This is a genomic window from uncultured Anaerofustis sp., from assembly GCF_938029165.1.
GTDB lineage: Bacteria > Bacillota > Clostridia > Eubacteriales > Anaerofustaceae > Anaerofustis.
The window spans coordinates 1-25,955 of sequence record NZ_CALHFB010000032.1; the positions used below are offsets into that span (position 1 = coordinate 1).

At 33.6% G+C, this 25,955-nt stretch carries 22 protein-coding genes; 11 read left to right on the plus strand and 11 right to left on the minus strand.

The features are described 5' to 3' along the window. Nucleotides 1–165 precede the first annotated feature (165 nt). The gene (locus Q0516_RS04125; RefSeq protein ID WP_257481293.1) at nucleotides 166–729 is read left to right on the plus strand and encodes a glycerol-3-phosphate responsive antiterminator; all 564 of its coding nucleotides are present in this window, start codon (nucleotides 166–168) and stop codon (nucleotides 727–729) included. Nucleotides 730–1,360: 631 nt separating this feature from the next. Next, nucleotides 1,361–2,887, plus strand: a complete 1,527-nt coding sequence (gene cls / locus Q0516_RS04130) for a cardiolipin synthase (RefSeq protein WP_294468539.1) — start codon at nucleotides 1,361–1,363, stop codon at nucleotides 2,885–2,887. Nucleotides 2,888–3,240: 353 nt separating this feature from the next. On the opposite strand, the gene Q0516_RS04135 is transcribed toward cls, so the two are convergent. The 10 genes from Q0516_RS04135 to Q0516_RS04180 form a co-directional block, all read right to left on the minus strand. Then, a complete protein-coding gene (locus Q0516_RS04135) occupies nucleotides 3,241–4,584 on the minus strand; it encodes an NCS2 family permease (RefSeq protein WP_294468541.1) in 1,344 nt (447 codons plus the stop codon). Between the two features lie 633 nt (nucleotides 4,585–5,217). Then, on the minus strand, nucleotides 5,218–5,640 hold the full coding sequence (locus tag Q0516_RS04140) for a type II 3-dehydroquinate dehydratase (RefSeq protein ID WP_294468543.1): 423 nt from the start codon (nucleotides 5,638–5,640) through the stop codon (nucleotides 5,218–5,220). A gap of 1 nt (nucleotide 5,641) precedes the next feature. Continuing rightward, on the minus strand, nucleotides 5,642–6,568 hold the full coding sequence (locus tag Q0516_RS04145) for an SPFH domain-containing protein (RefSeq protein ID WP_257481226.1): 927 nt from the start codon (nucleotides 6,566–6,568) through the stop codon (nucleotides 5,642–5,644). Between the two features lie 3 nt (nucleotides 6,569–6,571). After that, nucleotides 6,572–7,030, minus strand: coding sequence for an NfeD family protein (locus Q0516_RS04150; protein ID WP_294468546.1), 459 nt, complete (start codon nucleotides 7,028–7,030; stop codon nucleotides 6,572–6,574). Nucleotides 7,031–7,103: 73 nt separating this feature from the next. Then, nucleotides 7,104–8,396 (minus strand): N-acetylmuramoyl-L-alanine amidase, encoded by a 1,293-nt coding sequence (locus Q0516_RS04155; RefSeq protein WP_294468576.1) that lies wholly within the window; start codon nucleotides 8,394–8,396, stop codon nucleotides 7,104–7,106. Between the two features lie 21 nt (nucleotides 8,397–8,417). Then, entirely contained in the window at nucleotides 8,418–8,714 is a 297-nt protein-coding gene (locus Q0516_RS04160) for a hypothetical protein (protein ID WP_294468548.1), read from the minus strand. Nucleotides 8,715–8,787: 73 nt separating this feature from the next. Continuing rightward, on the minus strand, nucleotides 8,788–9,333 hold the full coding sequence (hxlB, locus tag Q0516_RS04165; RefSeq protein WP_294468550.1) for a 6-phospho-3-hexuloisomerase: 546 nt from the start codon (nucleotides 9,331–9,333) through the stop codon (nucleotides 8,788–8,790). Continuing rightward, entirely contained in the window at nucleotides 9,326–10,237 is a 912-nt protein-coding gene (locus Q0516_RS04170; protein WP_294468552.1) for an ARMT1-like domain-containing protein, read from the minus strand. Before Q0516_RS04170 ends, hxlB begins: the two co-directional genes overlap by 8 nt. A gap of 112 nt (nucleotides 10,238–10,349) precedes the next feature. Then, the gene (locus Q0516_RS04175; protein WP_294468554.1) at nucleotides 10,350–13,052 is read right to left on the minus strand and encodes a hypothetical protein; all 2,703 of its coding nucleotides are present in this window, start codon (nucleotides 13,050–13,052) and stop codon (nucleotides 10,350–10,352) included. A gap of 764 nt (nucleotides 13,053–13,816) precedes the next feature. Continuing rightward, nucleotides 13,817–14,047 carry a helix-turn-helix transcriptional regulator gene (locus tag Q0516_RS04180; RefSeq protein WP_294468556.1) on the minus strand — a complete coding sequence of 77 codons (231 nt, stop codon included), beginning with the start codon at nucleotides 14,045–14,047 and terminating at the stop codon, nucleotides 13,817–13,819. Between the two features lie 1,457 nt (nucleotides 14,048–15,504). Here Q0516_RS04180 and Q0516_RS04185 point away from each other — a divergent pair. From Q0516_RS04185 to Q0516_RS04215, 7 genes are all read left to right on the plus strand, one after another. Further along, nucleotides 15,505–16,107, plus strand: a complete 603-nt coding sequence (locus tag Q0516_RS04185) for a hypothetical protein (protein ID WP_294468558.1) — start codon at nucleotides 15,505–15,507, stop codon at nucleotides 16,105–16,107. A gap of 4 nt (nucleotides 16,108–16,111) precedes the next feature. After that, the gene (locus Q0516_RS04190; protein WP_294468560.1) at nucleotides 16,112–16,765 is read left to right on the plus strand and encodes a VTT domain-containing protein; all 654 of its coding nucleotides are present in this window, start codon (nucleotides 16,112–16,114) and stop codon (nucleotides 16,763–16,765) included. A gap of 48 nt (nucleotides 16,766–16,813) precedes the next feature. Next, the gene (locus Q0516_RS04195) at nucleotides 16,814–17,524 is read left to right on the plus strand and encodes a response regulator transcription factor (protein WP_294468563.1); all 711 of its coding nucleotides are present in this window, start codon (nucleotides 16,814–16,816) and stop codon (nucleotides 17,522–17,524) included. A 9-nt stretch (nucleotides 17,525–17,533) separates the two neighbouring features. Beyond that, a complete protein-coding gene (locus Q0516_RS04200; RefSeq protein WP_294468565.1) occupies nucleotides 17,534–19,687 on the plus strand; it encodes a HAMP domain-containing sensor histidine kinase in 2,154 nt (717 codons plus the stop codon). 1,204 nt (nucleotides 19,688–20,891) lie between these two features. Further along, nucleotides 20,892–21,422 (plus strand): dihydrofolate reductase family protein, encoded by a 531-nt coding sequence (locus Q0516_RS04205; protein ID WP_294468566.1) that lies wholly within the window; start codon nucleotides 20,892–20,894, stop codon nucleotides 21,420–21,422. Nucleotides 21,423–22,027: 605 nt separating this feature from the next. Continuing rightward, nucleotides 22,028–22,582: a chromate transporter gene (locus Q0516_RS04210; protein ID WP_294468568.1), complete on the plus strand. Its 555-nt coding sequence runs from the start codon at nucleotides 22,028–22,030 to the stop codon at nucleotides 22,580–22,582. Then, complete coding sequence (locus Q0516_RS04215; RefSeq protein ID WP_294468570.1) at nucleotides 22,582–23,139, plus strand: chromate transporter; 558 nt, start codon at nucleotides 22,582–22,584, stop codon at nucleotides 23,137–23,139. The genes Q0516_RS04210 and Q0516_RS04215 overlap by 1 nt, the downstream gene beginning before the upstream one ends. A gap of 307 nt (nucleotides 23,140–23,446) precedes the next feature. Here Q0516_RS04215 and Q0516_RS04220 read toward each other — a convergent pair whose 3' ends face one another. Continuing rightward, a complete protein-coding gene (locus tag Q0516_RS04220) occupies nucleotides 23,447–23,587 on the minus strand; it encodes a hypothetical protein (RefSeq protein ID WP_294468572.1) in 141 nt (46 codons plus the stop codon). Nucleotides 23,588–23,866: 279 nt separating this feature from the next. On the opposite strand from Q0516_RS04220, the gene rapZ reads away from it, so the two are divergent. Together rapZ and Q0516_RS04230 are read left to right on the plus strand one after the other, a co-directional pair. Further along, nucleotides 23,867–24,736 (plus strand): RNase adapter RapZ, encoded by an 870-nt coding sequence (gene rapZ / locus Q0516_RS04225; protein WP_257481229.1) that lies wholly within the window; start codon nucleotides 23,867–23,869, stop codon nucleotides 24,734–24,736. 12 nt (nucleotides 24,737–24,748) lie between these two features. Continuing rightward, a complete protein-coding gene (locus Q0516_RS04230; protein ID WP_294468574.1) occupies nucleotides 24,749–25,717 on the plus strand; it encodes a gluconeogenesis factor YvcK family protein in 969 nt (322 codons plus the stop codon). Nucleotides 25,718–25,955: the final 238 nt, after the last annotated feature.

Sequence of the window (25,955 nt, forward strand, 5' to 3'; positions counted from 1 at the left end):
CACAAAATGCGGGCAGCATTTTGTAGAAAATCCAGTCGCTTTAAGCCTCCGCGGCATGAGCGGAGCCTTTTATTCTTAATCTTTGGGCGAGCAAAGATTAAGCAGGGTGTAAGGGATGGAGTCCCTTGATCGTTTGTTTCTTGAAAAAAGAAAAAAGGAGAATTTATGAACAAAAAATTAATAGAAGCACTAAAGAAAAATCCAATTATAGTATCGGTAAGAAGTGAAGAAGAGACCGACAGAGCCATAAAAAGCAGGGCTGAAGTCGTATTTATAATACATACCGATATGGACCATTTGGTAAGTCAGGTAAAGAAAATCAAGAATGCAGGTAAAATGGCATTTATTCACGTAGATTTGGTTCACGGATTTTCATCTTCTCCGATAGCTCTCGAATACATATATAAACTGACAAAGCCGGACGGTATCCTTACCACAAAAAAAGCACTTATAAATAAAGCAAAGGACCTTGATTTAACGAGTATTCTAAGAGTATTTGCTTTAGATTCTCCTACTATATCTTCTTCAGCCAAGCTTATAAAGGAAGTAAAGCCCGACATAGTTGAAATACTGCCCGGTATTGCACCAAAGGCAATAAAACTCATCGGAGAAAAGGTAAACGTACCTATAATTGCGGGCGGAATGATAGAAACAAAGGAAGAAGTTATATCATGTATAAAGAATGGTGCTATAGGTGTATCATCTTCAAGTGAGAAATTGATGATATAATATTGACGAAACATAAAAAAACATTTATAATCAATAATGATCGAAAGATTTTTTCTTTAAAACCATATAAAAAAAACGAATTATCGGGTCTCATAACTATCCTCTTAATTCGTTTTTTTAGTTTATATTATCTTTCATTTATAACATATTTGTTTATTTATTAAAAAGCATAATATATGTTATTATATATCGAAATTAATATTAATAATCGTTAATCTTAAGTAACATTATAAAATTAAATTTATGTATATTAAAACTTATCAAAATAATTTATAATTAAATAAATAATCGAATCAAGAATAATATATATATCCTGTTTATTAAAAGAAATCTTTTGATATATTAAAGATTTAAATCATATATCTCAAAATAAGTTGCTCATTTTTACTTAGCCGTAAAAAAATTTTATGATAAAATCATTTAAAATCGTAAAACAGCTAAAAAATATTGATTATAAACCTAATATTATAATAAAATATTTGAGAAATAATTTAAAGAAGATATATTTAATTAAATTTAATTTAACAAATAATTTTAAAATACATTTTTATACCTATAATCAAAACAGAAAACAAACTCAAACAAGGTGTAATAAATATAAAACTACATAAAATCTATATAAGAGGTATTTATGAAAAATAAAGAAAATGACCGTTTAGGTACCATAATCAGAATACTTTTCATCGCATTTTTGTTCTTGATACAAATTGCATTTATGATACTGCTCACTTATTTTCTTAAAAATCACGCGGTAATAGTATATACATTTATCGAAGTACTCAGTGTCATAGTACTTATGCACTTAATGGCTGAAGAAAGAAATTCCGCATATAAGATGTTTTGGATGACAATAGTCCTCCTTCTTCCAATCGTGGGACATATAATGTACGACTTCTGGGGCAAAAAGCATTCCAACTTAAGAAAGCATTCTCTCATTCAAAAGCAAATAGACAGGGTAAACTATAAGCAGATAACAAACGATGAAATACTTAATAACATGGATAATATAGATGCTCAGAGACTGTCATCATACCTGACCAATTACCATTATCCCCCATATAAAAATAATATCACCAAGCTTTTCTTTTCCGGAGATGAAGCATATGAAAAGATCAAAGACGATATAAGAAACGCAAAGAAGTTTATATTCATAAGCGTTTATACCATATCAAAAGGTAAAGTTTTAAATGAAATATATGAGCTTTTAAAAGAAAAAGCAAGAGAAGGTGTAGAAGTAAAACTTATTTATGACGATATAGGCTCAATACTTAAGATACCTAAAGGATTAAAAGAGCATTTGGAAGAAATCGGGATGGAAGTGACTGTCTTCAATGAAATACACAAGAATGCTTTCAAGCAGTACTACAACTACCGTTCTCACCAAAAAATAATAGTTATAGACGGGAATATTTCATATACGGGGGGCTTTGACTTAAAAGACAGCTTTATAAATTTACAGGAAAATGATACTTACTATAAGGACTGTGCCGTAAGGACAGAAGGCGAAAGCACATGGAGTTTCACACTTATATTCATAGGAATGTGGAACGCCGCAAGCGACAATAAAATAAAAGATTTTGAGAAATATAAAAATACTTATGAAATGAAATGCGGTATTATATGCCAGCCATTTGCCGATGGACCGGCTAATTATGTCCATATTGCGGAAGATATGTATAAATACCTTATAAGCACTGCAAGGAGGACCTTATACCTCACTACCCCCTATCTAAACCCCGATGATGAAATGGTAGACTGCCTTTGTCTTGCGGCTAAGAGCGGAGTGGATATAAGGATAATAACACCTAAAATATATGATAAAAAGGTATCTAAATATCTGAGCGAATATAACTTCGGAAGACTTCTTAAAAACGGAGTCAGGATATACGAATACAACAAGGGGCTTATAAGAAGCAAGATAATCTTAAATGAGTTTGCAAGTATCGTCGGAACTATAAACATGAATTTCAGAAGTTTTTATCTTCACTACGAATGCGGGAATTTCGTTCCCGACACAGAATTCACAAACGAATTAAAATATGAAATATTGGAGCTCTTAATAGACTGCGACGAAATAACCTTCGATGAGTGGATACACCGTTCAAAGAAAACCAAGGTAATCCAATATGTGCTTAATATATTTAAATCACAATTATGATGTAAGGGCTTTCCACCCTTAAAAACCCGACCATTCTTTGCTTGTCTAAAGAATGGACAAAACGACCCCGCTGAGCGCGGTGCCTAAGCCTTCGGCAAAAGGGATATTAAACATCCTACATGGAACATATTCAAATTACCTGAAAGAATTATAATCTTTTAATACAATATAAATTTATATTGTAAAGGGTCGGATAGTAACTGCTGTTTAAAAGGTATAAGGCGAAGCCCCCCCCAAAAAAACTTTGACCTTTTCTTAAAGTCATTATTATAGTATTAGTAAAATCCTTATATTATTTTAAAATAAAAAACCTCCCTATTGATATAGAGAGGTTTTATTTTTATTCATACTTATTATAGAAGCACCAGATATATCAGGAATATAACCAGCAACACCCATGTAATAGGATTGATTTCTTTTGCTTTTCCGCTGAACACTTTAGAAACAACGTAGAATACAAAACCTACCGCGATACCGTTTGAGATAGAGTAAGTAAGTACCATTGTGATAACCGTAGTGAATGCAGCGACTGCAACTGAAATATCATCCCATTCGATTTCCTTAAGCTGCTGTGCCATTAAAACACCAACGATGATAAGAGGTGCACTTGTAACAGGTGATAAGAATAATTCACCCACTTGAATAGAATTAACTACTGTAAGAAGAGGCATAAATAAAATAGATAAGAAGAATAATACCCCTGTAGTACAAGCAGTAAGACCTGTCCTTCCGCCTGCAGCAACACCCGAACCCGATTCAACGAATGATGTAACGGTTGATGTACCGCATACGGCACCCACACATGTACCTACTGAATCGGCAACAAGTGCTTTTTCAATATTTTCCATTTCGCCGTTGTCATTAACTAAACCGATCTTGTTACCGACAGCAACCAAGGTTCCAGCAGTATCGAAGAAGTCAATAAATAGGAATGTAAAGATTACCATGATAAATGACGGTTTTGAGAATAATGAAGATATACCTTCAAAACAAGCACCGAATGTAGGCATAGAAAAATCAAATGATACGATACCCGTTGGAAGTGCAGGCATTCCGCTCACACCGAACAGTCCCGCAACGACACCTACAACAGCTGTGATTATCATTCCGTAGAATACTGCCGCATTTACTTTCTTACATAAAAGTGCAACGGTAACTATAAGCCCGAAGCATGCAAGGATTACCGTAGGGTTTGTGAGATTTCCCATTGCTACATATGTAGAAGGGTCAGCAACTACGATACCCGCATTTTTAAGTCCGATAAATGCGATAAAGAAACCGATACCTGCTCCGATAGCAAGTTTCATATTTTTTGGAATAGAGTTGATTATTGCCTTTCTTACTCCGGTTACGGAAATAATAAGGAAAATAACCCCTGAAATCAATACTGCCGCCAAAGCTTCCTGCCATGTGTATTTGAAAGTCATGCAAACAGTATAAGTAAAGAATGCGTTAACTCCCATACCAGGAGCCAATCCTACCGGATAATTTGCAAGAAGACCCATGATTATACTTGCAACACCCGATGCAAAAGCAGTAGCCAAGAAAACCGATTGGAAACTCATTCCCGTAGAAGCAAGCATTCCCGGGTTTACACCTAAAATGTAAGCCATAGTAAGGAATGTCGTTATACCCGCAATGATTTCAGTCTTAACATTACTGCCTTTGCTTTTTAATTTAAAAAGTTTTTCGAACATCCTGTTCCTCCCTATAAATAATAATAAATCAGCCTTCATTATATCATTTTTATGTCATCACGACAATACAAAGTTTTCACAATATTGACAAAATACTACATTTTCTTTTTCAAAGAAACAAATAATCAGGGGGCGTTGCCCCTAAAACCCCACAAAGTTTTTTCCGAAGAAAAAAAACTTATAAAAACTCGCAAATCTTGCTAACGCAAATCCGCTCGTGTTGTTTAATGTGCCAAAGCACATCTGGATTTTATAAAATCCAGCCCATTTTTCAAATGGGTAAACAGTCAAATTCTTCCACTACGTGGTGCTAAGCCTTCGGCAAAAGGGATATTAAACTTACTGATGTAATTCACCCACATATTACATAAGAAAGTTATAACCTTTAATAAAATTTAAAACTTTGAATATAAAGGAATTAGGGCAGCGGTCGTTTCAAAAATCTCGGGCAGAGATTTTTAGAAAATTCGACCGCGTTAAGAGCCGTCACGGCGACTGAGTGAAAGAATTTTTACCCCTTTTTTGTTTCTTCGGACAAAAAAGGGCAGGGTTTCTAAGGGACGGAGTCCCTTATATAAAAGTTTTGCCACAAAAAAAGGTCGGATATATTTATATCCGACCAAAATATTTTTATTATAATTCTTCAAGTGCCAAAAGATAACCTTCAAGCCCTTTTCCGATAATCCTCTTTGTAGCAACATAAGATACATAAGAATGTTTTCTGAACTCTTCCCTCTCGCTTATATCGCTTATATGCACTTCGATGATTTTTCCTTTGAACATCTTGAGTGCATCGAGTATACCTACCGAAGTATGAGTATAAGCCGCAGGATTGATGATTATATCATCGGCTTCGTCTAAAGACTGCTGTATCTTCGTTATAATACTTCCCTCACTGTTGGACTGATAAATCTCCACTTCATAATCAAGTTCATTTGCTTTTTTGTTGATAATATCACATAAATAAGCATAATCTTCTCTTCCGTAAAGGTCTTTTTCACGTCTGCCCAGCATATTGATATTAGGACCGTTGATAACAAGAACTTTTTTAGACATTTTATTTTTCCTTTTTAGCTTCGTTTTCTTCAATATCGCCGTCTATAATAGTTTCTTTTAAAGAAGACAACAGACCCGCCATATTTTGAATTTCCGAAGGAATGATGATTTTTGTGGATTTACCCTTTGAAACTTCAGAGAACGTTTCAAGAGATTTAAGCGCGATATATTCCTGTCCCGCTTTAGCTTCGTTTATCATCCTGATACCTTCGGCATTAGCTTCCTGCATTTTGATGACCGCTTCCGCATTACCTTCGGCTTCTTTGATCTTACTTTGTTTTGAAGCTTCCGCTCTAAGGATAGCAGATTCTTTTTCACCTTCTGCAATAAGGATAGCACTCTTCTTTTCACCTTCGGCTCTAAGGATACTTTCTCTTCTTTCTCTTTCTGCCTTCATCTGTTTTTCCATTGCGTCCTGGATTTCTCTAGGAGGAAGGATATTTTTAAGTTCTACTCTGTTTACTTTTATGCCCCATGGGTCCGTAGCTTCATCAAGGATAACTCTAAGCTTCGTATTTACAATATCTCTGCTTGTAAGAGTTTCATCCAGCTCCATATCACCTATAATATTTCTGAGTGTGGTAGCCGTCAAAACCTCAATAGCCTGCATAGGTCTTTCGACCCCGTAAGTATAAAGTTTTGGGTCTGTAATTTGAAAATACACGACAGTATCGATCTGCATAGTTACGTTATCTTTTGTGATAACCGGCTGCGGCGGAAAGTCTATGACTTGTTCCTTTAAAGATACTTTCTTTGCAACTACTTCAATGAAAGGTATCTTGATATGAAGTCCAGTTTCCCATGTGGTTTTGTATGAACCAAGCCTTTCTATTACGTAAGCATATGACTGTGCAACTATCTTAACGTTTAGTACAAGCACTGCCATAATAAGTACTATAAGTATAATGAATAATATAATTCCGAACATTTTCTAACCTCTTTCTTCTTCTTTCTTTTGTACGATGACATGTACGCCTTCGATTTTTATTATTTTTACTTCTTCGCCTTCGGAGATTATTTCGTCGATTTCATTTAAAGCCGACCAAACCTGTCCCTTTACTTTGATTTGACCTACCGCTTTTTTATTATTGATTTCTTTGATAACTATCCCATATAACCCTATCAAACTATCCGCATTCAAAGGTACAATCTCACTTTTTACATACTTGTGATAAAGCGGATAAGTTATACATAAGAATATTACCGATGTTATAAAGAATACTATTATCTGTACCGCGATACTGACATCTAAAAAGCTCAGTATAAGCGATATCAGAGAACCACCGGCAAACCAAATGGATACAAGCTGAGTGGTCAAGAGTTCTACTACAACGAATAGAACGAGAAGTACCAGCCAAATAAGTATCATGTTTTCACTTGTAAAATTCATTTTTGCTTTTCTCCTTTTATGTATTATATCATATATGAAAATTTTACATTATATTTCTAATGAAAAATTAATATTATTTTACCCCAAAATATTTGTTTATACCCTTTATGAGACAAGAAGTATATTTATCTCTGAATTTGGAATTTTTAAGTTTACTCAGTTCCGATTTGTTGGATACAAATCCGGCTTCAAGCATAAAAGAAGGAGCGTTCGTTTCCGATGTCACTATAAAGTCATTTTCCACCATACCGCCTTCAAAAGGTCGGAGTATCTTAGATGATTTTATCTCTTTATTTACATAAGAAGCAGCTCTTTTTGTGTTAACGGCACTTTCACATGGAGATTTATCTATAATGTTATATCTAAGTCTCGTTGATGGACTGATCTTCTTCGTCTTCTTCCCATACTTAAAATAAATCGTAGGGCTTCCGGACTTTGAATATTTGATTTTTGTTACCTTGTAATATTTTCTGCCGCTTCCATATTTCTTGGAATAAATCTTTACATATAATCCCTTAGAGTCCAAATACTTTTTATACGTGGAGTAATAAATAGCATATCCGTTTGCTTTTTTCGATGTACTGGAATTATGGTGTACACTAACGAATAAGTCGGGCTTTTTCTTATTGGCATATTTTGAAAGTTCCCTTAAATTCTTAAACTTTAATTTTTTATAAGGTTTTCTGGAATATATAACATTATACCCCTCTTTTTTAAGTTTTCCTACTAAGACCGAAACGAATTTATCATTAAGAGTTACTTCCCATGTCTTCTTATCTATCCCCTTTGCTCCATAATCTCTTCCGTACTTGCCTCTGTGTCCCGGGTCGAGCATGACCGTTACATAAGACTTTGATACCGCTTTGAGTGATTTTTCTTTATAAGAACTATATATATTCTTATCTTTTACTTTTACATATGAAACCACTTTATAATAATATTTTTTATTGCTTTTTAATTTTCTGTGAACAAAATAAGTGCCGGTATTGCTTACTGCCGTCAAGAATTTATATTCCCCGCTTTTGCTCGTCTTATAGTAAATCCTATATCCCGATATGCCGCTAACTTTGCTCCATGAAATCTTTATGGATTTGCTTAAGTAATTCTTTAGCTTAACTGTTGGATATTTTGGAACTACTTGTATGACTACACTTATACTTAGTTTTTCGTCCTTGGTTTTTATATCAATTACAGCCTCTCCGTAACTTAATCCTTTTATAACTCCCTTTGAACTGACGCTCGCAACTTTTGTGTTCTCACTTTTAAATATAAGCTCTCTTTCCGCAGAACCTTTAGGCAAGAATTTCACATTCAAAGTATAAGACTGACCTTTTAATATCTTTTTGCTTTTAAAATCAAGAGAGATTTCTTCTGCTTCTGTTTCTTCTTATGCTGCTTCCTTGGTTTTCTTGCTACCTTGTTCTTTTTTGGTATGTTTACTATTTCCCTGTTTTTTATCGTCTTTATTTATTACATCATCATTTTTTTCTTTATTTATTTTTTGATTTTTATCATCTTTATTTTTATTAGTATCATTTCCGTCTTCTTTTACTTGCTTAAAAGGAGCAGGATTTTCCCCTTTTGTCTCGCTCCCACGGATAACATTTATACTTCCAAAAAGATTTGTAAAAATAAAACTAAATACAAAACCAAAAACGATAAAACATTTAAAATACTTTTTCACAATTTCCCTCTTTAACTCTTATTTATAAAAAAACACCGCTGTACATTGACAGCGGTGTTTTTGAATAATCGTATTATTCTAAATTTGCATGGTTTTTGTACATTTCTGCTCCGTCTGTATCAAGGTCTTTCATGATATCCAAAATTACAGAATCGCATACAAGAAGTAATCCCTGTTCAAATAATGTGCCCATAGGCTGAATTGAACTTCCGCTGTCGGATTTATCCTTTGTCTGAGCTCCCACTGTAACCACAACGTCTGCTAATTCCGCTATACCGTCCTTATCGTTGGAAGATATCAAAGCTATCTTTGCACCCATTTCTTTGGCCTTTTTAGCCATTGCCACAAGTCCCGAAGTCTTGCCTGAGCCTGAACCGAGTACAAGCAAATCACCTTCAAGGATAGCGGGAGTAGTAGTTTCTCCTACCACATATGTCTTATATCCCATATGCATAAGTCTCATTGCGAAACCTCTCATCATAAATCCGCTTCTGCCCATTCCCGATGTGAATATCCTGTTTGCACCTTCCAAAGCTTTTTCAAATTTTTCTATTTGTTCATCGCTTACTTTATCCATTAATTCTACTAATTCATTTGCTACTTCTCTTCTTTTATTCATCCGTTCTACCTAATTCCTTCCATGTTTTTTCCATTCTTTTTCCTACGTTTGAATACTTATCGCTTATAAACATTTCCTGCATCATTTCAGCGTCAAGTGCTTCACAGTAAAATTTACATTTGCATAGGAAAAAGTAATATACGTTATATTTACTTCCCGACATGACTTCAAAATTAGCCATGCCTTTCGAGATTATTATATCAGCTCTGTCCAAAACGTCAATACATTCTTTTGAACATTTTGGAAGATATGTACCCACAATATCATTTCCGTTTGGAACGATGTCCGCATAGTCGGCTATACCGCTTTCGTAAGCTTCTTTTGCCGTAGTATCGCTGGAAATAGGATAAGATGCGGGTACCACCGTTATATGCTTATCGGGATAAACGGTCTTTAGCTTCTTACATAAAAGTGCATCCAAAACCACCTCTCCCACGTTATCGAGAAGTATAACAACTTCTTTTGCGTTTTCTAATTCTTCTATGAACTTTGCATATAGTTCTTCGTCGAATTTAATATTTTTTACTCCGTCGATCACTTCTTTGAGTTCTTCCAATGTAAGGTCGGGTCTCGTAGCAAAGTCTATTACATTCCCCGCTATTGCAAATTTAATAGCGTCATTTATGATATCATCGCTTTCATCAAGCATTTTCTCGATATCATCTTTCATAGACAGTATACACTGCTGATATTTTTCTTTTTCTTCCTTATGTATATCGTCGCTTTTTACATACTTTCTCGCGATCCTTTCCCATGTAGATTCAAGTTCCTGATAAGGAGCCTTGACTATCGCTTCTTCCACTTCGTCTAAAAAGTTTGCTATCTTATCTTTATCGATATTATCATTTGCAAACTTGGTATATCTTTTTCTGTTACATTCAAGACATGCTTCACTAGCAGGCATAATTTCCTCCGTTATAATCATTATTCTTATTATATTTTACTACAAAACAATATAAAATCCTAGTGGTAATTCACAAAAAGAGTACGGGGAAATATCACCCGTACTCTTTTTATTACTCTTCATTATCCAAAAAGTCTACCATTTGAGAAAACTCATCTATAACTTCTTTTTCGTCATTGGATATAAGAACTTCGTCTATTTCATCATCTTCAAAGTCTTCCTTTGTATCTCCGGTTACCGCTTCTTTATGATTTCCTTCTTTAGATTTATCCTTTAAATCCTCTTCTTCAAAATCACTTTTAACGGAAGTATCTACTAAACTTTCTGTATCAATTTCATTTTCCTTATTTTCAAGCCCCATATCAAACTCTTTATCGATTTCGCTGATTATACTATCTATGTCCTCTTCACTGATAGTCTCTTCTGATAACTCATCTTCATTTGATATATTATATCTTTCATCTTCAGGAATGTTGTCTTCAGTATTTTTAATTTCATCACCACTGCTTACTGACTCTTCCGTTTCCAAGACTTCATCATAGATACATTCAAAACCGTCTTCATCATCAGCGGACTCACCATTATACATTTCTTCTGATATTTTATCACTGACGATATTTATATCTTCTTGTGATGAGTTATTATCAGAATTTCCGTCTTCTGATTTTACCGTGTCAATATTTTCGACTTCTTTTGCTTTCTTATCTTCAGGATTATCGGTTATTTCGTTATCTGCTTCTTCTAAGGAGTCTTTATCTTGTATTTGTTCAGTATCCGAAACTTCTTTATATTCTAATTCTTCCTGAGCTTCTCTTACTGTTTCCGGCTCAAACACTTGAGACTTATCCGATGCATTTTTACTGTCTTCATTAAAATCAGTTTCCTCTTTCGATACTGTTTCATCCATTAAATCTTCTTCTAGGTTCTCATCACTTTCAACCTCATTATCAATTAAAACAGTTTCATTTAAATTATTCTCTTTTGTTACATATGTATCATCAATATCTTTGTCAGACTCATCTGAAGTGACATCTTCATTTTCAAAGATTTCATCTTTGATGTCTTCTTCCAAATCATCATCAAAGTTATCAGTATTTTCGATATTTTCATCATCTGAAATATCTTCACTTATTTCACCTGCTTGAGACATTTCTGAAGCCTCATCTTCGGATATACCCTCAGCTTCTTTAGTCATATCTTCATTGTTTAAGGTATCAAGCTTTGTATCGTTTAATATATCTTCAAACAACTCATCACCGATATCCGAATTATCAACTATATCCGCTTCGTCTATCTTCACTTCGTCCAAAGGAATATCACCGGTCGTTTCGTCTTCAAAGCTATAATCAAAATCCGATACGATATCGTCATCTATTTCTTTGCCGAAGTCTTCCATATTGATAGAATCTTCGGGACTTTGATACTCTTCTCTGAAACTCAAGTCAAGATTATCGTTTCTCTTATTTATATTTTCTTCATCTATATCTTCGAATACAAAGCCTTCGGTGTCATCATCATAAATATTATTATTCTTAACGGATAGCTTATCGCCTTTTTCTCTTCTGCCCGCAAGTTCAAATCCGATTTCTTCTTTTAAATTGTCCTCTTCTTCGCTTAATTCATAGAAACCTTCACTATTACTTACAGGAGTCATTGCGGCAAGTCCTTCCCCCACTTCGGCAGTTTTTGTTTCTTCCTGTTCCTTAACTTCAAATTCTTCCGATGTATCTTTTTCTGTTTCTTCTTTTACAACATTCTCTTTTACTTCTCTGTCTTTATCAGCCTTGATTTTCTTATCAAGGTCTTCTTCGATTTCTTTATAATCTATTATATTTTTATTTTCCGTGTCGGGAGTTTCTATTAAGTCTTTTCCGTCACCTCGAGGTCTTATTTTGATATCTTTAAGACTAGGATATAACTTCATTATCTGTTCAACGGTAAATACGCTTTCTCCGTCCAACTCTTCGCTTTCGTCCGCTTCTTCAAGGACTATTTCGTCATAATATTCGTAGTCTTCATCCTGACTGATAGGTTCGATACCTAGTGCTCTTCTCCTCTTAATTTCTTTTTCTCTTCTCTTTCTTTCTCTGCGTTCTTCCGCTCTTCTCTCAGCCTTTAAGTATAGACTCATAAGAAGGACGTATAAAAGTATGCAAAGGATACCTATCAAAATGAAAGGAGTATAATCAAAATCCTCAAGATTGATAGTAGAAATCGCCTTATCTATAAAATCATAATCAGTGATATTGGCTTGTTTCAAAGAGTTATCGGTAAATACAAAGTAATACACCCTTCCCCCGTCTATTGTAAAGAGTATAAGCCCGTGCCCTTTAGCGGTTTTATTATCCGCTCCGGTTATCTTTGTATCGTAGAATATCTTAAAAGCAACTCTTCTGTCCAGCTTAAAACTTTCTATGTTAGTCACTGTCGGAGAAGGTGCGAATTTCTTTATAAGCTTTACCGCATTCTTCTTCATGTAATCTTCAGAAGCATAAGTATTCTTAAAAACCTCGCTTTTAAGGCTTAGTTTTTTAAGGTCGCTTTCGTTATAATTTTCCTGCTCTTTATTTGTAAGAAGAGTAGATACATCCTCAACATTTATTTCAAGTCTTATCTGTTCACTGTATGGTATCAGAACGGAAGACTGATTAGTCTCCATTACCACATTCTTTTTATCTTTAGGGATTTTAAGACTATATGAATATCTACCGTTAAAATACTGTTCATAAGAATTAAACCCAAAAACCGTAGTACTAAGGGTCGTGAAGGCTATTAAAAATGTCATTATGAAAGTTAAAATTCTTTTCTTTTTCATATAATCCCTACCTTTAATTCATTCGTTTTAATAATACCATAAATTACATTAAAATAAAAGATTTTCGATTTTTCTTTCTAATAAACAAAAGATCCTAGGGGTTCCACCCCTAAAACCCCGCCATTCTTTGCTTGTCCAAAGAATGGAAGAAACGACCCCGCTGGGTGCGGTGCCTTATAGCGCGACTGGATTTTCTGCAAAATGCTGCCCGCATTTTTGTGAAACAGTCGCTACCCCGCCCCCTTCTAAAAAAGTATTATTTACTCATTCTCATCTATAATAATTTTCTATATTAAATAATAAAAAAACACTTATTAAAAGTGTTTTTATTTTTTCTATTTATTCAAATCCTTAACCAGCGCTAAGATATTATCTATTTGTTCATTACTTAGATTTTTTAAATATCTTATTATTTCATTTATTTTTTCCGGATTATCATTATCTGTATCAAAAAAGTCTAACGGAGAAATGTTTAAATAATCACATATCGAAAAGTGATATAGGGTTCCACCCTATGACCCGCCAATTTTTACTTGTCTAAAAATTGGATTTAACGACCCCGCTCAAGCCGAGGAGGCTTTTAACGCGGTCGGATTTGACTATTCACTGTTCGACAGAACTGATAAATTTAACTTTTGTTAAATTTATTCAAGCTTTAGCTTGATGAATAACACGAGCAGATTTCCGAAGGAATATTTGCGAGTTTCTTTATTTAATCTCTGCCCGAGATTTTTGAAACAGTCGCTACCCCTCCACTCAAAATATTACATATATTTTCTAAATTCCTTTACATCAAAAAATTCTTTAATAGTAATATCAAATCCATCACATATCCGTTTAATAGTTAAGATTCTGGGATTATTTGTACTTTGATTTAATATGCCATTTATTGCTGTATTTGAAACTCCTGATTTTTTTGCTAATTTATTGATTGACATATTCTTTTCCTTACATAAATGTAATATTCTTTTACCTATCATTTCTACTATATCCATAATAACTCCTTTTTTATTTATTATAGAATATAGACATAACTGATATATTGGATTAAATCCTTAATATAAATTATTTTAAAGGATTAAAGGTGATATTTATAAGATAGCTTTTTTATTTAATAGAAGTGAGATATTTAATATTCAAAAAAAGCGGAAAGCCTTTTATCTAATATTTAAGTGAGAATAGATTAGTAAATTGTGCTCATTATTATACTGTTGGATTTAAATTAGGAGCAAAAATGATGAAAGAGATTTTAGAAGAGGATGAGTAAATAAAACTTTATTAGATAGATTGGGTGGGGCAGCTTCTTTTCCAAGAAACGCGGGGAGCGTTTCTTAATAATTCACAAATATCGCTAAAGCGAATTTGTTCATGTTGTTTATCAGTCTATCGACTGAGCGTATTTTATTTATAAAATACGCCTATTTCTTCGAAATAGTTAACAGTCACATCAAGAAGCGTTAAGAGCCACCACGACGATTGAGTGGAAGAATTTTTACCCCTTTTTTGTTTCTTCGGACAAAAAAGGGCAGGGTTCTTAAGGGACGGAGTCCCTTATAATGTATCTTATTGTGATAGAAAAGTGACCACTTTCACCATAAACATTGAACAAATATTCGAAGTAGTATATAATAATACCAAGCCGTAGAATAAAGGTGCGGGTGGTTTCCTCCATTTATATTCATCATAAGCTGAAAGTACATAGGAGGTGGGGCTTATGAAAATAACTTTAAAAGAAGTCTATGAACTATAAAATAAGTAATATTCGCAAATATCGCTAAAGCGAATTCGCTCATGTTATCCCATATGTGTAAACACATATTTAAATTTTAATAAATTAAAATTTAATAAGAATTCTAAAGAATTCTTAGAATAGTCAAAAAAATAACTACCCTAACGTCGAATCAGAATAGTTATTTTATAACTTAATTATCTGAGGAAGCCACCTTCATCTCTACGGCTCCTTTATTAACTATATTATATTCTTTAATCTATATGTTGTCAACAATTTCTATTACTTTAAATATGACGAAAATTTGTTATATCATTCTTCTTACTTTCTTCTAAAACATTATCATTTAATAAAAAGTAAACATCTTTTTTAAGTAATATGCTATTGATATACCTTTATCTTTCATTATTACCTAAGAAAAATTATAACCTTTAATAAAAAATAATACTTTTTATATTAAGGAGCTGGGGCAGCGGTTCTTTCACAAAATGCGGGCAGCATTTTGCAGAAAACCGAACCGCGTTATAAGCCACCGCGGCTTAAGCGGCGTCCTTTAATCCAAAAATTTGGACGAGCAAATTTTTGGTGGGGTGTGGGGTGAAACCCCGCAGGGGTTTTTAAGGGCGGACAGCCCTTAATCATAAATTTTAGAAATTATTAAGAAATTTATACTATTTTTAATAAGAAACGATTTTTATAATAAACAAAAATCGAGGTGATGATATGGACAGAAAAGACAAAACTCATAAAATTTATCTTATGTTTTCAAGGTCGAATACGCTTCTTTCAAAAGCGATATACAAAAGGACCAAAGAAGATTACACTCATGTGGCGATTTCTTTGGACGATACCTTCGATACTTTTTATGCCTTCGGCAGAAGATATCCCGCTTTCATGCTTCCAGCGGGATTTACCAAGGAAAGTCCTTTTAATGGGTTATATGAAAAAAATCAGGATATAAATATAAAAATAGTTTCAATAGAAGTAAATGAAAGTCAGTATGAAAGTATATCAAATCATTTGTCTAAAATGTATGAGGAAAGATTTAATTATAAATATGATATCTTGGGAGTAATGCTCTGTAACGGAAATATTACTTTAGAAAGAAAATATCATAAATTCTGCTCAGAATTCATAAGCGAACTTTTAAGCAGTAACGGAGTTATAAATATTTTTAAATCTCCAAAGCATATCCGTCCTTATGAACTTTCAACAATGAAGGACTTTGATTTAGAATTTGAAGGGAATGTATATGAGCTAAGCAGAGCATGTAATAACGATAATGCAAGTTATTCATATTTAAGCGATATATACGAGCCGGTATAGAAAAATGAAAAACAAGAAAAAGACGATAATAATAGCCTCGGTCATTGCAGTCATCATGCTTATAGGTCTGGGAGTGATATTAAGCCTTGACCTGGAAAAAATAATAAACCGGATTTCAAATCTTCCTCACGGGCTTAAAGAACTTTTGATGATATCTCTTATAACGATACAGATATTCATCGCCTTTATCCCCGGTGAACCTCTTGAGCTTGCGGCGGGGTATATGTTCGGTTCTGTTTGGGGGACGGCAGTATGTATGGTCGGTTCATTTATAGGAACGATAATCGTTTATTATCTGGTGAAGATTTTCGGTAATAAGATAATAACAATGATGTTCAAGGAAGAAAAAGTCGAAGAAGTGAAAAAGACTTTCGAGAAGAAAAAAGGTCTTTACTGGGTATTTGTTTTATTCCTAATTCCCGGTACTCCCAAAGACGTAATGACTTACCTCGTATCTCTTACCAATGTAAGGCTTTATAAATGGCTTGCAATCACCACTGTGGGAAGGATACCGAGCATAGTTACTTCCACTTTTATAACAGGCTCGATAAAAAATCGGCAGTATATATTAGCGGTGATAATAGGAATTATAACGGTTATTGTGGTAACAGCAGGATTTTTTTACTACAAAAAGTTAAATAGCTCTTCCAATTACTGATAAGATTATTATAGAATAGAGGTAATTATATGAAAAGAGGACTTTTAAATGCAGCATAATATATTGATAGTAGAAGATGAAAAAGGCATAAGGGATGCCATTAAGATTTATTTGAATAATCAGGGATATAACGTATTCGAAGCAGAAAACGGAAAAGAAGGCTTGGAAGTTTTGGGTAGGGAAGATATACACCTTGCTATAGTGGATATAATGATGCCCGTAATGGACGGTATCACAATGACCATGAGGCTCAGGGAAACTTACGATATACCCGTTATATTCTTAAGTGCGAAATCCGAGGATATAGATAAGATAACGGGGCTTAATATAGGTGCGGACGATTATGTCACAAAGCCTTTTGCCTCAATGGAACTTATCGCGAGGGTAAATTCTCAAATAAGGAGATATGACCAGATCTTAAATCTTAAACATAGTTCGGTAAAAGAAGAAGAAAATGCTAACAGATATGTCGTCGGAGGGCTTGAGCTTGATGATGATACAAAAGAAGTGACTGTTGACGGTAAAAAAGTAAGGTTAACCGCAAAGGAATATCAGATATTGAGATTACTCATAAAGACACCGGGAAGAGTGTATTCTTCCGAGCAGATTTATGAACAGGTATGGAATGAAAAGGCGATAAATACCGAGACCATAATGGTTCATATAAGGAAACTAAGAGAAAAGATAGAAGTAAATCCCAAAAAACCTCGTTATATAAAAGTAGTATGGGGGATAGGGTATAAAATGGAAAAGATGTAGGTGAATAATATGAATAAAATAAATAAGAAGCGGACATTTTTGATATCATTCATAGCGCTCATTATATTCTTAAGCGGTATGGTGGTAAGTTTATACGATAATGTAGAGGGTAAATTCAATCACGACGAAAATACCATCATAAATCACTTGAACAGTGAAATCAAATATTTTACCATAGCCAAAGCGAAAGAAGCAGATCCTAGTTATCAAATACTTTCTTTCGGAAAAGACGTACCAAAGGATATAAGGGAAAATCTAACAAAAGAACTTGAAGAAAAAATGTCAAATTCTTTGGATATGCTGGAAAATGACAGCAACTTTTTATTTGAAGTTAAAAATGCAAAGACAAAGAAAACTCTCAGAAGTAAATATTTAAAGAAAAATATATATGATAATGATGTAAAGAATAACAGCATATTTTACGGTGTCTTAAACTATGACGCTAAGGGTGAACTTATAAATAACGATACCTTATATAAAGGGGATTATGATGGGTTTGATTTTGCGGATATGTTCGAGGGTTCTTTTGATATCGGATATACCGGAGGGGAAAACGGCACGGATGATTATTATATAAACGGAGTGACGATCCCTCAAAGTCAAATCAAAGTAAACACTCCCGGTAGTGTATCTGTAGCATACTCTGTTCCTAAAGATGTAAAAGACAACGGCGGTATGATTTATTATTACTTGAACAGCTGGGAAAACTATAACAGCTTTGCAGCAGGGGCTTTGATGTTCGCAAGTTTCATAATAGCGTTATTCATACTATTTTATCCTAAGAGTGTGGAAGATGAAGTAAATCCTTTTAAATCTTTCAGAAAACTCAGAGGGGAAATCAATATAGGTTTGATAGCGACAGCTATAACCTTTGGGTGCATGGGATGCCTTATCGTATCGGGATATACCATAAACGGGATGTTCTTAAGTCTTGTAAATACTCTGGGCTTTACTTTCTCCGGATTTATAGTTATGCTTTGTAACATAATAGTATGGGCTTTGACTTTCCTTGTTATCGCCATAGGGTGTTATGATTTGAAATATATAGTCGTTGACGGGATATGGCGTTTCTTAAGGGATGATACTTTGATAGGCGACTTATGCAGGAACATCAAAAAAGGTATGGATAAACTAAGCGATGTAGATTTATCCGATGACCTCAATAAGACTATAATCAAGTTCGCTCTTATTAATTTTTTAATGGTCTTTCTTATGATATGTCTTTGGGGATTTGGAGCATTCCTGTCTATTATATATGCCATTGCTTCATTCTTCTGGATAAAAAAGAAAGTCGACAAAGTAAAAGCGGATTATGATGTTCTGCTAGCGTCTACGGAAAATTTGGCAAAAGGGAACTTCAACGATGAGATAACCGAAGACGTCGGGGTATTCAATTCTTTAAGAGATGAATTCAAGAATATCAAAACGGGATTTGAAGAAGCAGTTAAGGAAGAAACCAAATCTCAGAATATGAGGACGGAACTTATCAGCAACGTTTCTCACGACTTAAAGACTCCTCTCACCGGGATAAAGAACTATGTAGAACTTCTGCAGCAGGATAGTATAAGCGAAGAAACAAGGAAAGAGTACGTTGAGACTTTAAATCAATATATCGACAGACTCAGTACTTTGATAGAAGACTTATTTGAAGTAAGTAAAGTAAACAGCGGGAATATCAATCTTGATTTAATGGAATTAAATCTTATCCAGCTGATAGAACAGACAAAAGATGAATGTTCGGAAGTACTCAGTTCCAAGGGACTCGAAATGATAATGACATCGTCAAATAGTGAAATACCGCTAATGCTTGACGGAGATAAAACCTACAGGATATTTGAAAATCTATTCAATAACGTAGCGAAATATGCTTTGCCTTCTACTCGAGTATATATCGACATAGCAGAAAGCGAAGAAGACGTAATGGTGGAAATAAAGAATATTTCAGCCTCTCAAATGAACTTTACCAGTGAAGAGATAGTGGAAAGGTTTGTGAGAGGGGATAAGTCCAGACACGAAAGCGGAAGCGGTATCGGGCTTGCAATAGTAAAAAGTTACGTCGAAGCACAGGGCGGAAGCTTTAAAATCGATATAGACGGAGATCTTTTCAAAGCGATAATAATCTTTTGTAAAGATACAAACATCAAAGGGGTTTTACCCCTTTAAAACCCCTTTGTAGGGTTCCACCCTACAACCCGCCAAAAATTTGCTTGTCCAAATTTTTGGATTAAAGGACACCACTCATTCGCCGTGGAGGCTTAAGGCGACTGGATTTCCTCAGAAAATCTACCCGATTTTCTGGGAACAGTCACCATCCCCGCCCCTAATGTATTAAAATGGGGCGGGGATTTTAATTTAAAGGACTTTATTTTGTTAAGAATATTACTTATTATTTGTTTGAAAAAATAATAAGTCAAAATCTTTGTTAGATTTTTAAAACGACTGCTAGCTCGCTCTTATGTAATAAAAGGGGCGGTTTTTCTAATTTAAAGGACTTGATTTAGAAAGGAATATTATTAATTATTTCAATTAAAAACTAAATAGTTAAAGTCTTTGTCAGATTTTTAAGACGACTGCTAGCTTGCTCCTAATGTAACGAAAAGGGTGCTGGGGATTTTGATTTAAAGGAATTAAACCAAATGAAAGATATTATATGCTAATTCTTTGAAACAGTTATTGTTATTGAAATAAGTTAAAATTTTCTTGATTTTTAAATAGTCCGCCCTTTTATGAACCATAAAGGGAATGTTTTTTGATTTGATTGGATTTTTGATTTATCAAAGAATGTTATAGCCTATTTATCTAAAAATTTTTTTAGTATAAATATATAATATTTGTGTTTAGGAGCTGAAATAAAAAGTTAAGTAAAGCTTTATATGTAATAAGAAGACCTTAATAAAAATATGCATATTTTAAAATAGTCATTTATCCTTCTATTATATATAAAATAAGGTAGAGGCTTTCAATTAAAAGTAGTTTAAATTTACCACGGATATAATTTTATAATAGTTTGAAATAACCATTGTTGTTTTATATGTTATATAAATAAAAATAATGGTCTGAAGCAGTTGTTTTTTTATTTTCATATAGAAAAAATCCTATTTCATATAAAAAATAATGTCAGAATTTTTATAATGTAAATTTCTATAGTTTAATATACGATTTTTTATAAAAGATACCTTTGTAAATACGGAGGTATTTTTTTGTTATAATAAAAAATTAGGGAAAAATATTTATAGGATTGTTTATTAATTTAAATAAATAACAATAATATCTATATGACATAAAATTAAAGTGTTTTATAATTTTCTTTAAATTCAAGATGATAAACTTTGATTTGTTTTATAAAAAATATAAGATAGGAGATATGATGAGAAAAGTAGTTTTATTTATAGCAATGAGCCTTGACGGTTATATTGCAGATAAAGAGGGAAAAGTTGACTGGCTTCAAGGGGTAAAAGAAAATGAAGACGATATGATAAGTTATAATGAATTCATAAAAGATATGGATACGGTGATAATGGGGTGGAATACTTATGAGCAAATAGTAAGTGAGCTTTCAAAAGATAGTTGGGTTTATGAAGATTTTATGAGCTATGTCATCACTCACAGACAAATGGAAGATAAGGCTTGTATCAAATTTGTAAATGATGATGTTTGCAGTCTTATAAAAGAACTGAAGAAAAAAAACGGAAAATATATCTGGATATGCGGCGGGGCAAATATCGTATCTCAGCTAATGAAAGAAGCTTTGATCGATAGGTATCATATATCCGTAATCCCGACGATATTGGGTGATGGAATAAGGCTATTTGAAAAAAATAAAAATGAAATCAAATTAAAACTCATTGAAACAAAAACTTATAACGGTATAGTGGATTTGATTTATGAGCTTCGTTAAATATTTATTCATAAATCGCTAAAAAAAGTGTATAGGGAAAATATACTTCTTATATAATAATGTAGATTTTTAGGAAACCTTATTTCTAAATAAAAAACTTTTTCGTTTATTTTATTAATAATTTTATATATGGCGACTTATTTATGTTTTTTGTATATTTATAAAACCAATATATTTGATTTTTATATCGTTAATCTAACTTGCAAAGTTTGGTTTGTTTATCTCATAGTTTTGAGTATTAAAAAATATGAATTTAGTATCATTATAATCAAATTTTTTATGGGATGATTTTTATATAGATTAAAATATATAAGACATTTGGGTGTCACTCAGTCATAAATTTTTAATGGTTTTTTTTGGTAAAAATAGTATAAAAGAAAAGTAAATTCTCCCATATATGAGGGTAAATATGGCAGTTTATGGTATAATATTAAAGACGTATTTATGATATCATAAAGATATGATTTCCCTTATGATAAGTAGCGGAAAGCTTTTGATATAGGGTATATACATCATAATGGAAGTCAAAAGTATTAAAATGAAATTTTTTAGAAGTGTCAAAACACAGCGATATTGTTCATTTTGATAGACATCGGGAGATTGATTTGAAAAACAAAGATTTGGATTTATTTATTACTTTCGCCAACATAGGTGCTTTTACCTTCGGCGGAGGATATGCAATGATACCTCTTCTTCAAAAAGAAGTTGTGGAGAAGAAAAAATGGATAGATGAAAACGAGATGCTTGATATAACAGCGATATCTCAAAGTACCCCGGGACCGCTTGCGATAAACTGTGCTACCTTTGTCGGATATAAGATAGGGGGAGTATGGGGATCTGTACTTGCTACTCTCGGCGTCGTTATCCCTTCTTTTTTTATAATAATCGGAGTTTCTATTATTTTTAATATGTTTAAAGATAATATCATCGTAAACAACGTCTTTGCGGGAGTAAAGGCGGGAGTTATCGTGCTGATATTGGAAGCGGCTTTAAAGCTTGGGAAACCGATAAAAAAAGATTATTTTAATATGATACTGCTTTTCGGTTCTCTTCTGATAACCGCATTTACAAGTATAAACGTTATTTATGTACTTATCGTCTGTGCACTTCTCGGAGTGATATTTCATGGATTTAATATCATCAAGGGAGGCGATATGTAATGGTAATGGAATTATTTATTGTTTTCTTTAAAATAGGGCTGTTCACTTTCGGCGGAGGATATGCAATGATACCTCTTATAAAGACCGAGGTCCTTTCACACGGTTGGGCGACCGTGGGGGAAATTATCGATTTTATAGGAATAAGCGAATCCACCCCGGGACCTTTTGCGATAAATATAGCTACATTCATCGGTTTTGACCACAGCAGGCTTATAGGAGCGTTCAGTGCCACTTTGGGGGTAGTCCTCCCGTCCTTTGTAATAATTATCCTAATAAGTAAATTCTTCTTTAATTTTCAGGATAACAAATATGTTCAGGCAGTGCTTGCGGGGCTTAGACCGGCAGTGGTTGGAACGATAGCCGCATCGGCAATGACGATTTTCACTTCGGTATTTATACTTAAGGGAAAACTCACAAACTATACGGGGCTGATAATTTTAGCCGTAGTGCTTTTATTAAAACTGAAGTTCAAAGATATGCACCCCATCGTCCTTATAATAATATCCGGATTTCTGGGATATTTGTTTTACGGTCCGCTGTCGGGAATAATGATTTAAAGGTGCTTCGTACTGTATAAGGAAAGTTTATGATAACTGACAGTACTGATAGTAAATAACTGCTGTTGATTTAAATTTAAATTGAAGAAAAATATTAAGACATCTTTATTTAGTTAATATATAGTTATTATATTTTTAAGAAGCGGTTAATCTATCTTTAAATTTAATATGTATTGATATATTAAAAGAGAGTACACAAATCCCATAAGGTAAAATTGTGTATTCTCTTTTTTAATATTATAATCCTTTTCAATTTATAAGTCAGTCATATGAACTTTAAAATTTTATGTTTTATAAATATAAAATATTATTTAAAACTCCTTATAAACTTTTTAATAAAAATTATTATCAAAATCAGAGACAATAAAATACAAACGAGGACGATGATGTCTTCGTAAATATATGAAATATCCAGTCCTTTCGTAATGAAACTAATTATTTCTTTCATTTCTCTGCCTCATAAATAATTTGTCGAAAAATGTCTTTCTTATCTTTAACCTACCATATAAATATGAAATAACTGTGATATATCAATTAAAAATTTATTAATTGTTTTTTATTGTTCATAAACAGCAAATTTAGATATTGAATATTGTTTTTCATTTATTAATAAAATGGCATGGATATATCTTTTATGATCACTTATCATTTTTGCTTTTTTTAATTTTACGTAGTATAATTATTTTATAATTAGCGAATATGACTTTTAAATGTAAGGAGAAAATATATGAAAATAATTGTTGTTGCGGGAATGCTTGCTGCGGGAAAGAGTGTGGCTTTAAGATTTTTTCAGGACAGGGGATTTTACTGCGTGGATAATCTTCCGCCTAAGCTCATAGATACTTTCATTGATCTTTTGGATAAGAGCGAACCCAAAACCGAAAATATAGCAATAGTTCTTGATGCCAGGGGAAGTGCTTTCTTCGATGATATAGATGAAATTTTGGATAACCTCAAAAATGAAAGAGGTGCGGACATTTTGTATATAGATGCCGACGATGACGTTTTGATTTCAAGGTATAAAAAGAACAGAAGGAAGCACCTTATATCGGGAAATGACAGGATAGAAGTTGCCATAAAAAAAGAAAGAAAATCAATGGAAGAGGTTAAGAAGAGGGCAGACCTAATAATAGATACTTCCAAATTATTAGAGAGAGATTTTGAAAAGATACTTCATGACTGTTACGGAAAGATAGGAACAGTATCATCTCAGTTTAGTATCAATATAAGTTCATTCGGATTTAAATATGGGATACTGCACGATGCGGATATAGTCTACGACGTAAGGTTTCTCCCAAATCCTTTTTATATAAAGGATCTAAAGCCTCTTACGGGGAAAAATAAGGAAGTGTCCGATTATGTGTTTTCCTTTGATGAAAGCAAAGAATTCATGGATAAGCTGGAAGACATAATCGCTTTTACTATCCCATATTATATTAAAGAAGGAAAGGCTCAGCTTGTAATAGGTATAGGCTGTACAGGCGGAAGACACCGTTCTGTGGCAATAGCCGGCGAACTAGCTAAGAGGATAGAGGAAAAAGGATATATCGTCACGGAAGAGCACAGAGATATAAGCAAAGATAACTATCAGTATTAAGCAGGTGATATTATGAAATTCAAAGATAAAAATATCGTTATAATCGGCGGGGGGACCGGCAACAGTGTTCTTTTGAAGGAGTTTAAAAAGCATACCGACAACATAACCGCTATCGTCACCGTTTCCGATGACGGCGGGAGCACGGGTAAGCTTCGTAAAGACCTCGGTATTTTGGCGGTAGGGGATATCCGTAACTGTATAACAGCACTTGCCGAAGACGAATCTACCATGACGGAGCTGATGGAGTATCGTTTTACTAAGGGCGCACTGAAGAAACATTCCTTCGGGAACTTGTTTTTGGCGGCGCTCAATGAAATAAGCGAAAGTTTCCCAAAGGCGATAAAGGATATAAGCGATGTTTTGGCAATCAAGGGAGAAGTTGTGGCTGTATCGAAGAATGATGATATAACGCTTTGTGCACTTCTTGACAATACTGCGGTCGTGAACGGAGAGTCCAAGATACCGAAGCAGGCTGTTAAAATGCATTCCAAGATAAAAAAGGTATTCATGACTCCTACAGATGCGAAGGTGAATGATTATGCGGTAGAAAAAATAGAGAATGCGGATATAATCATTTTAAGCCCGGGAAGTCTTTATACTTCCATAATCCCTAATTTGCTTATAAAAGATATCCCTTATGCTATTGATAAGAATAAAAAGGCTAAGAAATATTTTATAGCAAATATAATGACCCAGCACGGGGAGACGGACGGTTTTGACGTGTGGAAGCATGTCACGGAAATAGAAAAGCATATCCCGAGAGGGTGTAAAATATTCGATGAAGTGATTTACAGTACTACGGTACTGGATAAAGAAGTGATAAAAAGATATAAGAAAAAACATGCGGATGTGGTGGAAGCAAACATAACCGATGAGATGAGAGAGATTTATACATTCACGGGACTCGACCTCGCACGAGAGATAAACGGAGTGATGAGGCATAACAGTGAAGTTTTGGTGGATTATTTAAAAACCACCTAGGGGCGCTGCCCCTAAAACCCCGCCATTTTTTGCTTGTCCAAAAAATGGATAAAACGACCCCGCTGGGCGCGGTGCCTAAGCCTTCGGCAAAAGAGATATTAAACTTATTGAAGTCATTCACCCGCATATTACCTAAAAAATTTATTAACTTTAAATTGATATAAAACTTTTTATGTAAAGGGGCGGGATAGCGACTGTTTCACAAAATGCGGGCAGCATTTTGTAGAAAATCCAGTCG

Coding starts and splice junctions, on each gene's coding strand:
- Q0516_RS04185 (WP_294468558.1), top strand. CDS start 15,505: ATGGACAGAAAAGACAAAACTCATAAAATTTATCTTATGTTTTCAAGG.
- Q0516_RS04195 (WP_294468563.1), top strand. CDS start 16,814: ATGCAGCATAATATATTGATAGTAGAAGATGAAAAAGGCATAAGGGAT.
- Q0516_RS04135 (WP_294468541.1), bottom strand. CDS start 4,584: ATGTTCGAAAAACTTTTTAAATTAAAAAGCAAAGGCAGTAATGTTAAG.
- Q0516_RS04140 (WP_294468543.1), bottom strand. CDS start 5,640: ATGTCTAAAAAAGTTCTTGTTATCAACGGTCCTAATATCAATATGCTG.
- cls (WP_294468539.1), top strand. CDS start 1,361: ATGAAAAATAAAGAAAATGACCGTTTAGGTACCATAATCAGAATACTT.
- Q0516_RS04145 (WP_257481226.1), bottom strand. CDS start 6,568: ATGTTCGGAATTATATTATTCATTATACTTATAGTACTTATTATGGCA.
- hxlB (WP_294468550.1), bottom strand. CDS start 9,333: ATGAATAAAAGAAGAGAAGTAGCAAATGAATTAGTAGAATTAATGGAT.
- Q0516_RS04190 (WP_294468560.1), top strand. CDS start 16,112: ATGAAAAACAAGAAAAAGACGATAATAATAGCCTCGGTCATTGCAGTC.
- Q0516_RS04230 (WP_294468574.1), top strand. CDS start 24,749: ATGAAATTCAAAGATAAAAATATCGTTATAATCGGCGGGGGGACCGGC.
- Q0516_RS04150 (WP_294468546.1), bottom strand. CDS start 7,030: ATGAATTTTACAAGTGAAAACATGATACTTATTTGGCTGGTACTTCTC.
- Q0516_RS04200 (WP_294468565.1), top strand. CDS start 17,534: ATGAATAAAATAAATAAGAAGCGGACATTTTTGATATCATTCATAGCG.
- Q0516_RS04215 (WP_294468570.1), top strand. CDS start 22,582: ATGGTAATGGAATTATTTATTGTTTTCTTTAAAATAGGGCTGTTCACT.
- rapZ (WP_257481229.1), top strand. CDS start 23,867: ATGAAAATAATTGTTGTTGCGGGAATGCTTGCTGCGGGAAAGAGTGTG.
- Q0516_RS04125 (WP_257481293.1), top strand. CDS start 166: ATGAACAAAAAATTAATAGAAGCACTAAAGAAAAATCCAATTATAGTA.
- Q0516_RS04180 (WP_294468556.1), bottom strand. CDS start 14,047: ATGGATATAGTAGAAATGATAGGTAAAAGAATATTACATTTATGTAAG.
- Q0516_RS04205 (WP_294468566.1), top strand. CDS start 20,892: ATGAGAAAAGTAGTTTTATTTATAGCAATGAGCCTTGACGGTTATATT.
- Q0516_RS04220 (WP_294468572.1), bottom strand. CDS start 23,587: ATGAAAGAAATAATTAGTTTCATTACGAAAGGACTGGATATTTCATAT.
- Q0516_RS04175 (WP_294468554.1), bottom strand. CDS start 13,052: ATGAAAAAGAAAAGAATTTTAACTTTCATAATGACATTTTTAATAGCC.
- Q0516_RS04170 (WP_294468552.1), bottom strand. CDS start 10,237: ATGCCTGCTAGTGAAGCATGTCTTGAATGTAACAGAAAAAGATATACC.